Consider the following 14,399-nt stretch of genomic DNA (forward strand, 5'->3'; position numbering starts at 1 on the left):
CTGGGAGTCGTGGTTCGTTCCGTCGTGTTGCTGACCGCCGCCTGCCTGCTGGCAGGGGGCTGCGCGAGCTTTCCTGACGAGCCGGCACCTACGAGCTGGAGCGCGCAACCACAGCTGACCCCGCAGGCGGGCCCGAAACCGGAGCTGCCGGGCGAGTTCCGCCCGTCGCCGGGTGAGCAGAACAAGGGCCAGACGCCGCAGAGCGTGCCGCCGCCGCAGGGCTGCAAGGACTTCAACCCCGGCGTGATCGCCACCTGCCTGAGCACCGTCACGGGTGTCGCCCCGATCGGCGCGGACGCCCAGGGCGGTGTCGCGGCGTACGCGACGGAACGCGGCGGACGTCTGATCAAGGTCACCAAGGACGTCGACCCGGTGGTGCTGGCGCAGATCGAGACGGACACGTCGTCCGACGGCGGGCTGACCGGACTCACGCTGTCGGCGACGTTCGCGGAGGACCAGCTCGCCTACGTGTACGTGACGACGGCGACGGACAACCGGGTGCTGCGGATCGCGCCGGGCGACACGCCCAAGCCGATCCTCACCGGCATCCCGAAGGGCCCGACGGGCAACCGCGGTGTGCTGGCGAGCGACCGCAAGGGTTCGCTGCTGGTGGCCACCGGCGACGCGGGCAACCCGGCGCTCGCCGCCGACCCGAACTCGCTCGCGGGCAAGGTGCTGCGCATCGACGGCTCCGGCAAGCCCGCGCAGGGCAACCCGACGGCGGGCTCCGCGGTGGTGTCGTCCGGGCTGAGGCTGCCCGGCGGCCTGTGCGTGTCGGCGGACGGCCAGAAGACCTGGGTGACCGACTGGACCGCGAGCGCCGACGTCGTCTACCGCGTCACGCCCGGCAAGCTCGGCGAGGTGGCGTGGAACTGGCCGGACAAGCCCGGCGTGATGGGCTGCGCCTCGTACTCGGACAACCTGACCGTGGCGACGTCCAAGACGCCCGGCCTGCAGACGCTGTCGATGAACGCCGCCGGTGCGTTCACGGGCAAGCCGGAACTGATCATGCAGGAGAACGGCTACGGCCGGATCGGGCCGGTGGAGATGCTGAACGACTCGGCGTCGCTGGTCGGCACGGTCAACAAGGCCGGTGGCCAGCCGGTGTCGTCCGACGACCGGGTCGCGATCATCGTCCGTGAAGGCGGCGGTGGCGGCGGCAAGGACTAGCTCGCAAAGGCTTCTCCGCCGTTGCGCCACCAGCGCGCGTAGACCTCGCTCTCCTCGACCAGCCTGAGGTATCCGGCCGCGACCTGCCGGCACAGGTCGTCGATCCGGACGGCGACCGGCGCGTCCACCCGCCACGCCAGCACGACCTCGCGGAACAGCGGGTTGCCCGTGATCGGCAGCCGCGCGACACCGGGCGGGGTGCTGCCGACCGGATAGAGCGGGCAGACCGCGCCGGACTCCCTGATCAACGTCAGCGCGATGTGCGCCTCGTTGCTGAAGTGTGCGATCCGCTGCTCGAACCCGGCGGCCGCGCACTCGCGGGCGAAGTGGGCGTTCATGCCGCTGTCGTCCGGTTCGGGCATGACCCACTTGTCGTCGGCGAGCGCTTCGAGCGGTACCTCGGTCTCCTGCGCGTACGGGTGGCGCTCCGGCACTCCGACGAACAGCGGTTCCCGGGTGAGCAGGCGGTGCCCGACGTTCGGCGGAAGCGAAAGCGGAGTACCGGGGAATTGACGCAGGACCGCCACGTCGAGTTCGCCGGTCGTGAGCAACGCGGTGAGCGTGCCCGTCTCCTTGATGGTGCGACTCGTGACGTTGTCTTTCAGCGCGCTCACGAGCAGTCCGAAGTGATAGGCGGGGATTCCGGCGATCCTGGTGGGAGCGCAGGGGCTGTGCGCGTTGCGGCGCGTGACGCGTTCGAGCGTGACGAGCTGGGTGAGCATCGACCGCGCTTCCTGCACGAAGTCCTGACCCGCCGGGGTGAGCCGCACGCCGTCGGCCGCGCGCAGGAACAGCGCTCCGCCCAGGTGGTCCTCGATGCGTTTGAGCTGCGTCGTCACGGCCGGCTGGGTGAGGTGCAGGCGTGCGGCGGCCTTGCGCAGGCTCCCGCAGTCGGCGATCGCCACGACCAGTTCGAGATGCCGCACGTCGAGACGCATGCGGCCGATGTTATCGCTGAATGTAATAGGCCGAACACCCTTCGCAATCGATACGTTCGTCTGCGTGATGGAATTGGCCGAGCGTCCGGCGCGCACCGACGCGGTGCTGTTTTCGGATCGCGCACTGAAAGCGTTTCTGGAGGCCGCGTCCGTCGAATACTCGTTCATCACCGAGGACGAGCCGAGACCGTGTTTCGCGGTCCTGCTGGGTCTTGCGGCGGGCTCGGAGGTCGTGGTCTCCGACGTCGCGTTCGGCCGCAACGCGCGGCTGACCGACCCTTCGGCACGCGAGGAGTTCGCGTCGACGATCGTGCCGCGGTTCGGCACGGCGTACGAGAACCCGGTGCGGGCGTGGTGGCTCGACCCCGCGGACCTGCTGACGATCACCCGCGCGGCGGACGCCAGGGATCTCGACGTGCTCGGCTCGATCCACCTGCACCCGGACTGGCACCGTCTCGGACCCGAATGCGAACGCGACCGGCCGTTGAGCGACCACCCGACGCCGATGGACGAGCACATGTTCCGCAACAGCGGATGGCCCGTGAACGTCGTCTGTTACCTCGAACGCCGCCATGGCGGCCTCTACTACTCGCTCGCCGCGTGGGACGCCGAGTGCCTGCGCCTGCCGTTGAGGATGAACCACTCATGACAGAACAGATCTACGCGCTCTGGCGGCGCATGGAGCAGGGCTGGGCACACGGCGACGCCGAGGCGTTCGCCGCCGTCTTCGCCGAGGACGTCGACTTCGTGACCGTGCGGGGTGAGGAGCTGTACGGGCGGCGTGCGGTCGCCGCCGGTCACGCGCAGCTCTTCGCCGGGCCGTACCGCGACACGAAGCTGACCGCCGAGATCAGCCTGATCAAGCCGCTGGCCGACGGGATCTCGCTCGTGCACGTCACGTCTTCCATCGCCCCGGCGGGCATCACCACCCACGCGCAGGCCGTCGTCGTCCAGCGCGCCGACGGGTGGGAGATCGCCGCGTTCCACAACATGATCCCGAAGGGAAAGTCATGAGCAGGCCCCGGTTGCGGCACATCGCGTTCGTCGTGCAGGACGCGAAGGAGATGGCCGGCTTCTACACCTCGCGGTTCGGGATGGAGCTGTTCCACACCGACCCGGACGGCAGCCACTTCGTCACCGACGGCTACATCAACCTGGCGTTGATCCAGCAGCGCCTCGACGGTGACGTGCCGACCGGCTTCAACCACTTCGGGTTCCACGTTCCGGACGTCGCGCCGTACCTCGACTCCCTGGAGCCCCGCCCGGCTCTGCGCGGCGGCGACCGCCCGTTCGCCGAGTACCGGGCCATCGACCCCGAGGGCAACTGGTTCGACCTCTCAGCCCACGGCTACCTCCCACCAGGCCTCGGCTGATGTGAGCGCACGCGGGGCCCTTTCGTTCGCTCTGAGTGCACGAAAGCTCCCCGCGTGCACTTCCAACTAGCGGGTGCCGGTCCAGAAGATGGCTCGTGCTACCTGGGCGTAGAGGCCCTTGGGGTGGTTGCGGAACATGGGCTCGGTGCCGAAGAGGACGACCCTGGCGCCGGTGGACGCGGTGCCGGAGACGACTGCCGCCTGGCCTGCGGCGTCGGATTGGCCACCCGTGCCGTTGTCGCGTGGGCGCCAGTGACCAGCAGCGATCACCGTGCTGCCGTAGCGCTGCTCGACCGTCACGCCCGCGCCGAGGTTCGTGAACCACTGCGGGGAGTAGACGAACGAGTGCGGCAGCGCGCCGGTGCCGACCGGGCCGGTGCCGTTGACGACGTTCACCACGCCGTTGGCGTCCTCCCAGCCCGCGACCGGGGTGGCCTGCAGCAGCTTGGCGTCGACGTTGAACCTGCCGCCCGTCGCGCCTCGCGTAACGACTCCGCCGCGCTTGAGGAACTCGTCGAGGCCCGCCTTGGCGGTGGCGTTGAGCTGCGGGTAGTTCAGGCCCGACGACACGAACAGCACGTCGATCCGCGACCAGTCGAAGCCGGCGTTGAGCACGGTGGTGGAGATCGTGCGGACGTCGAAACCGGACTCGCGCAGCACCTGCAGCTCGTCCGGGCCGACCGCGGCCGCGATCACCTTGCGCTGCAACGCCGTTCCGCCCGGCTTGGCGGTGGTGAACCGCACGCCGTAGCGGTCGGCGACCTCCTTCGCGGCGAGCCTCTCGGCGGCCGGGACCACGATCGTGCCGTCGTCCTGGCGGCGCACCGCGATGCCGCGGCCGAGCAGGTCGTTGACGGCCTGCGCGTCCTTGGCGTCGTTCAACGTCAGGGCGAGGTCCGCGCCAGGAGCCCCGTCGACGTCACCGGTCGGGGCCGCCGTGACGACGTCCTTGCCGTAGAAGTGGAACGGGCCGTTCTGGTAGATGTCGATCGACGCGCCCCAGAGCAACCGGTGGCTCCAGCCGGAGATGTCGTACATCACCGGGACCTTGGTGCTGATGTCGCTGCCCTGCTCCAGCATCACGTTCGCGAGCGCACGCTTCGGCTGGTGCATGTCGACGACGTACGACCCAGCTGGATAGCGCTTACCGCCCAGCGTGAACGGTTTCTCGGCCCGTTTCACGCGGACGTCGTGTGCGACCAGGTGGTCGACGAGCCTGGCCGTCGCCGGTGCCGAGCGGTCGTTCGTGATCACGTAGGCACGCGGGAACTCCGTGCGGTAGCGGTCTTCCGGACCGAAGCCGGGCACGAACCCGTCCGGGATCTCGCGCTGCGGCTCGCCTGCCTTGCCGCGGCGGAACATCTCGGTCTGGTTGGAGATCAGGTCGGCGCGGTGGTCGTCCACGTAGTCGATCGTGGTCTTGATGGTCGACTCGACGACGTCGGTGTTGATCTTCGCCCGGCGCTGCAGCTCTGCCGCGGGCAGGGTGTCGTAGGCCTGCCGGTTGACCTGCTGCGGGATCTCGATCGTGTACGAGATGGCGCCGTGGTACATCGAGTACTGGGCGGTGTAGATCGGCGCCCAGCCGTCCCACACGCCGGGGTCGTAGTCGCGGAACGGGATCTCCGGCTTCGCGGTCTCCGGGTGCCCCAGCGCCTGCACGCCCTTCTCCATCGCGAGGCCACCCGCGTAGCCGTGCTTGATGTAGAGGTCGAAGTCGTAGTTCTGGCCGTGCGGCGGAGTGGTGGGCTCGATGAGCGTGTTCTCCACGTAGCCGTGCTCGTCCAGCATCATCAACGGCTGGGTGTTCTCGACGATCTCGCGCATCGCCCGGTTCTCGGGCTGCGAGCTCGTGGCGAAGTCGCGGTTGAGGTCGAAACCCGCGTTGTTCTGCCGCGTGCCGGCGACGCGGCCGTCGGGGTTCGCGGTGAGGTTGAAGTAGATCCTGCTGCGCTGCAAGAGGTTCTTGGTCGCCGCGTCGTTGGACGTGGCGAGGTGCTCGATGACCCTGAGCGCGCCGTCGGTGCCCTCCCACTCGTCGCCGTGGATGTTGTTGTTGATCCAGACCGGCGCCTTGTAGAGACCCGCCGGAACCTTGCGTCCTTCTTCGATGCTCGCCCGGAACTGCTCCTGCAGCCTGGTCTGCGCGGGACTCTCGGGCGCGGTCAGCGTGACGAGGTACAGGTCGCGGCCGAGTCCTGACTGGCCGACGACCTCGACCGAGATCCGGTTGCTCTTCTGCTGCAACGCGTTCAGCTTCGGCGCCAGCGAGTGGTACGGCGCCAGGTTCAGCTTGATGGTCTTGTCGGCCGGGTTCTCCGGATACGTGCGGAGGGTCGTCCGGCGCGGGTAGCCCTGGTAGCGGTCGGCCCGGTTCTCCCCCTGGGCCTGCACCAGCTGCGCCGTGAAAGCGCTGTCCACGGCCGCGACAACATTCCGCTCGGGCCCGTTTCCGGGTTCTCGGTCTGGGTCCGACGGTTGTGCTGTTCCGTTGACGGGCGCCGCCACCGCCGCGGTGACCGCCAGGAGAACAGCGAGCAGAGTTCTGCGCATGCGGTCGTTTCTTGCACAACGGCCCGCGTACCGACTAGAGCCGATAGGCGGGCCGTTGATCCCCTCGGTCAAGACTCGAACCAGCAGCCTAGCGAGAGAAGTTCACCAACCGCATCCACCAGCGGGACAGAAGTCACGACTGACCAGCGCGTTCATTTCGGCGATCGTGAGACGACCACTCGAACGGCCTAGCCCGACCCCAGACAGAGGAAAGGCCTGCGGAACGGGTCCTTCGCCATCGCCTCCGCCAGTGCGACAGCCGGTGCCGCCCCGGCCACCAGCGCCCGGTGGTAGTCGGCCATCGCGGCCGCGCTCATCTCGTCGCCGACCTTGCTGGACGCCGCGATGACGGTCCTGGTGCCGCCGGCGATCATCGCGCCGGCGAACCCGAGTGCCTCGTCTCCCGGGCGGACGCGGTTCGACGCCAGTGAACAGGCGGACAGGACGACGTGGACGGGCGGCTTGCGGAGACGCCCCAGCTCGTAGGCGAACAGCGACCCGTCGACGAGTTCCAGACGGGAGAACAACGCGTTCTCGTTCTCGTGCTCGCCGTGCGCGGCGACGTGCACGAGATCCGCGCCGTCGAGGTTTTCGAGAACCTTCGCAGCGGTCGCGTCCTCACCGGCGAGGACGGTGGCGCTGTCGTGGAACGCGGCGAGCCGGTCCAGCTCGCCGTCCGCGAACTGCAGGCTCGGGCCCTGGACCAGCAGCACGCGATCGGTCTTCGGCTTCTCGGCCTGGGTCGCCGTCAGCCAGGCCGTCGCCGAGGGCGCCGTGACGACGGGACGTCCGTGCAGGCTCGGAAGAACACCCCACGGCACCGTGTACAGCGGACCGGTCGGGACGACGACCAGCTCCCGCTCGCCGATGAGGTGGATCAACGGCTTGATCAGCAACGAGTCCAGTGCGGCCGCCTGCCTGCGCGCCGACCCGCCGATCACCTCGACGAGCGGTGGCGGCAGGTAGTCGGGAGCCAGCGCGTTGAGGTCGATGTGGAGCTTCTGGGCCCCTTCCAGCGCGTCGTGGGCATCACCGAGCCGGACCATCCGCACCTGGCCGGCCGCGACCACCACGGCCACCATGGTTCCGCCGGACACCACGAAGCTGACCATGGCGCGCTCACCCAGCTCGGCGATCACCTCGTTGATCGTCGCCATCGGACGCGTGCGGCCCCACCGCTGCGAGTGCCAGCCCAGCCTGGTCGCCTCGCGCTGCGCCTTCACCAGCTCGTTGCGCAGCTCGGCGGTCGGCCGGCCGTCGAGACCGGCCCGCATCAGCTCGCGGCCGAGCCCGCGCACCTGGGCGATGCGTTCCGCCAGCTCGCCGTCCTCGATCAGTTCCTGCGGTTCGTAGCGGTAGGCCTGGGCTCGGGTGCGTTCCAGCCACACGAACACCTGACGGGCGTCATCGCTCTCCAGCGCCAGCCGGATCGCGAGCTCACGCAGCTCACGTCCGTGCACGGCGGTCGCGGACACCAGCTCCAGACCGCCGAGCTGGTCGCGCACCCGGCCGAGCTCGTCGAGTCCCTTGCGCGCGTGCGTCAAAGCGGTGCGCCGGTCGCCCTTGGCCAGAGCGAGTTCGGCCAGCACCAGCCGGCGTTGCATGCGGTGGTCGAGCGGCGTGACGGCACGCGGAGCCGGCAGCCGACTGAGCAGTTCCTCGGCGTCCGCGATCCGCCGCCTGCGCACCTGGAGCCGGACGGCGAGCACTCCGGCCAACCTGGCCTCGTCGATCAGGTGGTTGGCCGCGAGGTGCTCGGAGAGGGTCAACGCCTTCTGCACCAACGCGTTCGTGACGCGCTTGACCTGCATAGCGTGCGCCCAGAGCTCGATCAGCGCGGCCATCATCCACCACGTGCTGCCGCGCTTCTCCAGCTTGCGCATGGACGCCTTCGCCATGCGACGGGCGAGGTCGAACTGGTCGTCCATGAGCGCCGCGGACGCCCGGTACATCTCGACCTCGGCGATGTCCTGGCTGACCTTGTTCTTGCGCAGCACCGGCAACGCCTCGTCGAGCATGCGGCCGACGTGGTCGGACATGCCGACCATCAGCAGGCATTCGGCGTGCATGAGCTGCGTGCCGGCATAGTTCGACATCTTCTCGTGCGCGAGGTAAAGGCGCTCGGCCTCCTCGTAGTGCCGCAGAGCCTCGATCACGCGGCCGCTCTGCTTGTAGGTGTTGGCGAGCGCCGCGACCACGTAGGGGTAGAGCCGGTCCAGACTGTGCTCACCGCTGAGCACGGCCACGCGGGTCAGATCGCTGATGGCTGCCTTGCTGCGGCGGATGGCCGCGTTCGCGAGCGCCCTGGAGATCAACGAGGACGCGAGCCGGTTGATCCACTCCGCGTCCACCCGCTCGGGTGAGGTCGCGAGAGCGGCCTCGGCGAAGTCGATGAACGGGCCGAACCACGCGACCGCCTGCTCAGGCTGCCCCGTGCGCAGGATGATGCAGGCTTGGTAGTAGTCGGCGCAGCCCTTCAGCAGGACGCGCAACCACGGGTCTTCGAGTCGTTCGATCTCCTGACGCGCCTGGTCGAAGAACCCGACGGCGGCGTCCAACCCGCTGGCTTCACCGGTGGCGTCGCCGAGGCAGTACAGGATGCGGACCCGCAGCTCCGTCCGTTCCGGACTGTCAGGCGCGCGATCGGCGTGCACGAGCGCACGCTTGTGAAGGCGGATGGCGGAGGGGAAGCGGTAGTGATCCTGCTCCGTCCATCCCTTCTCGTACAACTCGCGCGCTGTGTCCAATGCACGAGCGGGCATGTGATCATCACACCACACGCCTCCAAATGGCGCTGTCCGCCATCCAGGCGCAGGGGCGTGGTGGCGGACAGCGCGGAGGGTGACTAGACCATTACTTCCTTGGCCAGGTTGTCCGGGTGGTTCGGGCAGTTCGCGTCGTGGACGATCGGCTCGTCGCTGGTGAGCTCCTCCGCGGTGCCCGCGAACTTCGGAGTGTGGCCACAGCACTGCGGCGTGACCGGAGGCCCCGGCTGCGGCGCCGGCGTCGGTTCAGGCGCCGGAGGAGGCGGCGTCGGGTTCGTGTTGTCGTCGTCGGTGACGAGGTCCTTGACCTTCTTGAAGATGTCGCCGATCAAACCTTCGCGCTGGCCAGTCATGAGGTTTCCCCCCTCGTTTGGACTATTTACTTCCCATCCCCCCAGATGGGCGCGTCAAAGAGGGTGGCACACACAGCTACGGGTATGCGTCTCATTTAGCTAACAGCCACTCGGTCGGCCTAAGATCACAAAGGGTCACCTGCACGAACAGGTGACCCTTTGTGATTTTTGCGTCCTTTATGTATCTACGAGCAGCGTGCGAGCACGATCTCGCGCACGCGGGCCGCGTCGGCCTGGCCCTTGGTGGCCTTCATGACCGCGCCGACGATGGCGCCGGCCGCCTGGACCTTGCCGTCGCGGATCTTCTGGGCCACGTCAGGCTGGGCCGCGAGGGCCTCGTCGACGGCCTTCTCCAGCGCCGAGTCGTCCGAGACGACCTTCAGGCCGCGCTTCTCGACGACCTCGTCCGGGGAGCCCTCGCCCTCCAGGACGCCGTTGACGGCCTCACGGGCGAGCTTGTTGGTCAGCGCGCCGGTGTTGACCAGCTCGATGACCCGTGCGACCTGGGCCGGGGTGATGGGCAGGTCGGTCAGCTCGACGCCACGGGTGTTGGCCTGCTGGGCCAGGTACGACACCCACCAGGAGCGGGCTTCGTCCGGCTTCGCGCCCGCGACGACGGTGGCCTCGATGAGGTCCAGGGCGTTCGCGTTGACCAGGTCGCGCAGCACCTCGTCGGTGAGGTTCCACTCCTTCTGGATGCGCGCACGGCGCTCCCACGGGAGCTCCGGCAGCGTGCCGCGCAGCTCCTCGACCCACTCGCGCGACGGCGCGATCGGGACCAGGTCGGGCTCCGGGAAGTAGCGGTAGTCCTCCGCCGTCTCCTTCTTGCGGCCAGAAGAGGTGCTGCCCGACGACTCGTCGAAGTGACGGGTCTCCTGGATGACCTCGCCACCCGACTCCAGCACCGCGGCCTGACGCGTCATCTCGAAGCGGACGGCGCGTTCGACGCTGCGCAGCGAGTTGACGTTCTTGGTCTCGGTGCGGGTGCCCAGGGCGCCGGTGGTCTTCGGGCTGAGCGAGACGTTCGCGTCGCAGCGCAGCGAGCCCTGGTCCATGCGGACGTCGGACACGTCGAGCGCCTTGAGCAGGTCGCGCAGCGCCGTGACGTACGCGCGGGCGACCTCGGGAGCGCGCTCCTTGGTGCCGGGGATCATCTTCGTGACGATCTCGATCAGCGGCACGCCGGCGCGGTTGTAGTCGAGCAGCGAGTGCTCGGCACCGTGGATGCGACCGGTGGCGCCGCCGACGTGCAGCGACTTGCCGGTGTCCTCCTCCATGTGCGCGCGCTCGATCTCGACGCGGATGACCTCGCCGTCGTCCAGCGTCACGTCGAGCCAGCCGTTGAAGGCGATCGGCTCGTCGTACTGCGACGTCTGGAAGTTCTTCGGCATGTCCGGGTAGAAGTAGTTCTTCCGCGCGAACCGGCACCACTCGGCGATCTCGCAGTTCAGCGCGAGGCCGATGCGGATCGCGGACTCGACGGCCTTGCCGTTCACCACCGGCAGCGAGCCGGGGAGACCCAGGCACGTCGGGCAGGTGTGCGTGTTCGGCTCGCCGCCGAACTCGTTGGCGCAGCCGCAGAACATCTTCGTGTTGGTGTGCAGCTCGACGTGCACCTCGAGGCCCAGGACGGGGTCGTACTTCTCGATGACCTCGTCGTAGTCCATCAGCTCAACCAGAGAGGTCATGCCAACTCGTCCTTCCGCAGAGCACGAACGGCCAGCGCCGCACCGGTGACCGCCACGGCGATGCTGGCGATCGCGTTCGCCAAGAGCAGCTTGTCATTCTTCGCACGGGCGTTCCGGAAGCCGGAGAACGCTCCCACGGCTCCGGCCACGGCACCGGCGAGGCCGAGCAGGCCCCGCGCCTTCTTGATGTTCACAGTGACGGACCTCCGAATGCACCACGCGCGGCCTCGTACGCGGCGGCGACGCGGTACATGCGGTGGTCCTGCAGCGCCGGAGCCATGATCTGCAGGCCGACCGGCAGACCGTCCTCATCGGACAGACCACTCGGGACGCTCATGGCCGGGGTGCCCGCCAGGTTCGCGGGAATCGTGCAGAGGTCCGCCTTGTACATGGCGATCGGGTCGTTCGCGCGCTCACCGATCTTGAACGCCGTGGTCGGCGTGGTCGGCGAGATGAGCACGTCGAAGTTCTCGAACGCCTTCGCGAAGTCCTGCGTGATCAGCGTGCGGACCTTCTGCGCCGAGCCGTAGTACGCGTCGTAGTAGCCGGACGACAGCGCGTACGTGCCGATCATGATGCGGCGCTTGACCTCGGGACCGAAGCCGGCCTCGCGGGTCAGCGACATGACCTCCTCGGTGCTGCGCGTGCCGTCGTCGCCGACGCGCAGGCCGTAGCGCATGGCGTCGAACCGGGCGAGGTTCGACGAGCACTCGCTCGGCGCGATGAGGTAGTAGGCGGGCAGCGCGTAGTCGAAGCTCGGGCACGACACGTCCGCGATCTCCGCGCCGAGCTCCTTGAGCTGCGACACGGCGGCCTGGAAGCTGCGCAGCACGCCGGGCTGGTAGCCCTCGCCCTGGAACTGCGTGACGACACCGATGCGCAGACCGGACAGGTCACCGGACAGACCCTCGCGGGCAGCGGCGACGACCGGCGGCACGGGCGCGTTGATGGACGTCGAGTCCATGTGGTCGTAGCCGGCGATGACCTCGTGCAGCAACGCAGCGTCGAGCACCGTGCGCGCACACGGACCGGCCTGGTCCAACGAGCTGGAGAACGCCACCAGGCCGTAACGCGACACACCGCCGTAGGTCGGCTTCACGCCGACGGTGCCGGTGACCGCGCCGGGCTGGCGGATCGAGCCACCGGTGTCGGTGCCGATCGCGAGCGGGGCCTGGTACGCCGCGAGCGCCGCGGACGAGCCACCGCCGGAGCCGCCGGGGATGCGGTCGAGGTCCCACGGGTTGTGCGTGGGGCCGTACGCCGAGTTCTCGGTCGACGAACCCATGGCGAACTCGTCCATGTTCGTCTTGCCGAGGATGACGACGCCGGCTTCCTTCAGCTTGCGGGTCACCGTCGCGTCGTAGGGCGGCAGCCAGCCCTCGAGGATCTTGGAACCGACCGTGGTCGGCACGCCCTCGGTGGTCATGACGTCCTTGAGCGCCAGCGGGACACCCGCGAGCGCTCCGACGGTCTCACCGGCCTTGACGGCCTCGTCGACCGTGCGGGCCTGCGCGAGCGCGCCCTCGGTGTCGACGTGCAGGAAGGCGTTGACCTTCCCGTCGGTCTCGGCGATGCGGTCCAGGTGGGCCTGCGTGACCTCGACGGACGAGACCTCACCGCTGTGGATCTTCGCGGCGAGCTCGGCCGCGGTGGCGTGGATCAGGTCGTTGGTCATGCTTCCTCACCCAGGATGCGGGGCACGCGGAACCGGCCGTCCTCGGCCTCAGGAGCGCCGGAGAGCGCCTGCTGCTGACCGAGGCTCGGACGGACCACGTCCTCGCGGAAGACGTTGGTCAGCGGAACGGCGTGCGACGTCGGCGGGATGTCGGCCGTGGCGATGTCGCCAACGGAAGCCACCGACTGGAGGATCACGTCGAGCTGGCCGGCGAACAAGTCGAGCTCGTCCTCGGTGACGGCCAGCCTGGCGAGCTTCGCCAGGTGCGCGACCTCGTCGCGGGAGATGCTGGGCACTCCTGTCAACCCCCGTAGGGTCGGGATACGAATCGGGAACCCCGTGAGTCTATGGGCTGGTCAGGCGCGCCTTCGAACCGGTTACCGCCTCCGTGGTTGACCGGCACGTCAACTTAACCGGTTCGCAACGCGGACAGCGGGTCATGCGTTGAGGATCCGTCTGCGAGAATCACCGACCGGCAACGGCGCGAGACGCGGGGTCTCACGCACGAGCTATGGAGGCGTTCACCTTGTCGTTCCTGATCCGGGTCCAGCTCCCGGACCGTCCCGGCACCCTCGGCGCGGTCGCAACGGCTTTGGGCGAGATCGGGGCGGACATACTCAGCGTCGACGTGGTGGAACGCGGTTCCGGCGTGGCCATCGACGACCTGGTGGTGGAGCTGCCGTCGGGCCGCCTGCCCGACACGTTGATCACCGCCGCCGAGTCCGTGGACGGCGTCGAGGTCGACGCGGTGCGCCCGTACGCCGGGATTCTGGACACCCACCGCGAGCTCGAACTGGTCGAGGAGATCGCCGAGGAGCCGCACAAGGGCCTCGAGGTCTTCACCGAGGGCGTTCCGAAGATCATCCGCGCGGGCTGGGCCGTCGTCGTCGGCCCCGAAGGCACCGGCATCAACCGGCTGACGTCGTCGTCGGCGGCCCCGGAGACGCGGATGGCGAACGTGCCGTGGTTCCCGCTGGAGCGCGCGACCGTGCTCGACGGCGAGGAGGAGTGGGTGCCGGAGACCTGGCGCGAGCTGGGCACCGAGCTGGCCGCGACCCCGCTGGGCAAGCCGGACCGCGTGCTGGTCGTGGGACGACCGGGCGGCCCGATGTTCCGCGCGGCCGAGGTGGCACGCCTCGCGCACCTGGCGGGGATCGTCGCCGTGGTGCTGCCCGACTAACTGGGCGCCTTGGTCTTCTGGTTCCGCCGGGCCATCGCGATCAGCTCGGCGTTGTTCCTGGCCGTGCGGCCGTCGGGCATGCGCAGGGTGTCCTCCAGCCCCATGCGCACGTGGTGCTCGAGCCGTGCCGCGTAGTCGAACACGACCCAGGCGTCGTCGTCTCTGCCGTGCAACAGGATCGGCAGGCCGAGCGGTTCCACGCGTTCCAGCAGGCTTTCCGCCGTTCGCGCGGTCGCCCTCACCGTGATCCGGCTGGTCCCCGCGGGCAGCTCGCGGAGCTCGACGGGCTCCTCCACGACCAGCTCGACGCCGACGTTGACCTGGCGCAACGCTCGGGCGAGCTCCCGCCAGCACGGTTCCTGTGTGTGCACGCTCGCGATGTCGGGCCGGCCTGCCGCGAGCGCCGCCCAGCTGGCGATGAGGGTGGTACGGCTGCCGGGAACGTCCGTCGACACGCAGATCTCGATGCCCGGCACGGCCGCCCTGACCGTGGCGATGGTGCCGGCGATCTCCGGACCGGCCAGCGTGGGCGCCCCGATGACGTCCCGCGGGTGGAGGTGCACCGACGTGACACCGAGCGCGGCGACGTCGGCGGCGTCCTCGGCCAGGCGCTCGGCGGTGAGCGGCAGCGCCGGGTGCTCCTCGGCCGTGCGGGAGCCGTTCAGGCAGGCTTGCAGCACAGTTCCACGGTCCCACACAAACCT

14 protein-coding genes are annotated in these 14,399 nt (G+C 69.1%); 5 read left to right on the plus strand and 9 right to left on the minus strand.

Features of this window, described 5'->3' with window-relative positions; all coding sequences use genetic code 11:
• Nucleotides 1–9: 9 nt before the first annotated feature.
• Nucleotides 10–1,170, plus strand: coding sequence for a PQQ-dependent sugar dehydrogenase (locus tag AOM45_RS25110; RefSeq protein WP_236703823.1), 1,161 nt, complete (start codon nucleotides 10–12; stop codon nucleotides 1,168–1,170).
• Here AOM45_RS25110 and AOM45_RS25115 read toward each other — a convergent pair.
• The gene (locus AOM45_RS25115) at nucleotides 1,167–2,108 is read right to left on the minus strand and encodes a LysR family transcriptional regulator (RefSeq protein ID WP_051783459.1); all 942 of its coding nucleotides are present in this window, start codon (nucleotides 2,106–2,108) and stop codon (nucleotides 1,167–1,169) included. The two genes, AOM45_RS25110 and AOM45_RS25115, sit on opposite strands and share 4 nt — an antisense overlap.
• 64 nt (nucleotides 2,109–2,172) lie before the next feature.
• Between AOM45_RS25115 and AOM45_RS25120 the strand changes: the two genes are divergently transcribed.
• Genes AOM45_RS25120 through AOM45_RS51075 form a run of 3 tightly spaced genes read left to right on the plus strand, consistent with a single transcriptional unit; the run spans nucleotide 2,173 to nucleotide 3,481 of the window.
• Nucleotides 2,173–2,757, plus strand: a complete 585-nt coding sequence (locus AOM45_RS25120) for an MPN domain-containing protein (protein WP_201780067.1) — start codon at nucleotides 2,173–2,175, stop codon at nucleotides 2,755–2,757.
• Complete coding sequence (locus tag AOM45_RS51070; protein ID WP_051783457.1) at nucleotides 2,754–3,122, plus strand: SgcJ/EcaC family oxidoreductase; 369 nt, start codon at nucleotides 2,754–2,756, stop codon at nucleotides 3,120–3,122. Before AOM45_RS25120 ends, AOM45_RS51070 begins: the two co-directional genes overlap by 4 nt.
• Entirely contained in the window at nucleotides 3,119–3,481 is a 363-nt protein-coding gene (locus AOM45_RS51075) for a VOC family protein (RefSeq protein ID WP_030467882.1), read from the plus strand. The genes AOM45_RS51070 and AOM45_RS51075 overlap by 4 nt, the downstream gene beginning before the upstream one ends.
• Nucleotides 3,482–3,547: 66 nt before the next feature.
• Here AOM45_RS51075 and AOM45_RS25135 read toward each other — a convergent pair whose 3' ends face one another.
• The 7 genes from AOM45_RS25135 to gatC form a co-directional block, all read right to left on the minus strand.
• On the minus strand, nucleotides 3,548–6,034 hold the full coding sequence (locus AOM45_RS25135) for a M14 family zinc carboxypeptidase (protein WP_030467881.1): 2,487 nt from the start codon (nucleotides 6,032–6,034) through the stop codon (nucleotides 3,548–3,550).
• Between the two features lie 188 nt (nucleotides 6,035–6,222).
• Nucleotides 6,223–8,688 (minus strand): CHAT domain-containing protein, encoded by a 2,466-nt coding sequence (locus tag AOM45_RS25140; protein ID WP_162185663.1) that lies wholly within the window; start codon nucleotides 8,686–8,688, stop codon nucleotides 6,223–6,225.
• Nucleotides 8,689–8,879: 191 nt separating this feature from the next.
• A complete protein-coding gene (locus tag AOM45_RS25145; protein ID WP_030467879.1) occupies nucleotides 8,880–9,152 on the minus strand; it encodes a hypothetical protein in 273 nt (90 codons plus the stop codon).
• Between the two features lie 185 nt (nucleotides 9,153–9,337).
• A complete protein-coding gene (gene gatB, locus AOM45_RS25150) occupies nucleotides 9,338–10,840 on the minus strand; it encodes an Asp-tRNA(Asn)/Glu-tRNA(Gln) amidotransferase subunit GatB (protein ID WP_030467878.1) in 1,503 nt (500 codons plus the stop codon).
• Nucleotides 10,837–11,034, minus strand: coding sequence for a hypothetical protein (locus AOM45_RS25155; RefSeq protein WP_207310891.1), 198 nt, complete (start codon nucleotides 11,032–11,034; stop codon nucleotides 10,837–10,839). The genes gatB and AOM45_RS25155 overlap by 4 nt, the downstream gene beginning before the upstream one ends.
• Nucleotides 11,031–12,515, minus strand: a complete 1,485-nt coding sequence (gene gatA, locus AOM45_RS25160) for an Asp-tRNA(Asn)/Glu-tRNA(Gln) amidotransferase subunit GatA (protein ID WP_030467876.1) — start codon at nucleotides 12,513–12,515, stop codon at nucleotides 11,031–11,033. Before gatA ends, AOM45_RS25155 begins: the two co-directional genes overlap by 4 nt.
• A complete protein-coding gene (gatC, locus tag AOM45_RS25165; protein ID WP_030467875.1) occupies nucleotides 12,512–12,811 on the minus strand; it encodes an Asp-tRNA(Asn)/Glu-tRNA(Gln) amidotransferase subunit GatC in 300 nt (99 codons plus the stop codon). Before gatC ends, gatA begins: the two co-directional genes overlap by 4 nt.
• Before the next feature lie 230 nt (nucleotides 12,812–13,041).
• Here gatC and AOM45_RS25170 point away from each other — a divergent pair, with 230 nt between their 5' ends.
• Entirely contained in the window at nucleotides 13,042–13,695 is a 654-nt protein-coding gene (locus AOM45_RS25170; RefSeq protein WP_030467874.1) for an ACT domain-containing protein, read from the plus strand.
• On the opposite strand, the gene AOM45_RS25175 is transcribed toward AOM45_RS25170, so the two are convergent.
• On the minus strand, nucleotides 13,692–14,375 hold the full coding sequence (locus tag AOM45_RS25175) for a 3-keto-5-aminohexanoate cleavage protein (RefSeq protein WP_030467873.1): 684 nt from the start codon (nucleotides 14,373–14,375) through the stop codon (nucleotides 13,692–13,694). The genes AOM45_RS25170 and AOM45_RS25175 overlap by 4 nt on opposite strands.
• Nucleotides 14,376–14,399 lie beyond the last annotated feature (24 nt).

The organism is Lentzea aerocolonigenes, from assembly GCF_000974445.1.
Taxonomy (GTDB): Bacteria; Actinomycetota; Actinomycetes; order Mycobacteriales; family Pseudonocardiaceae; genus Lentzea; species Lentzea aerocolonigenes.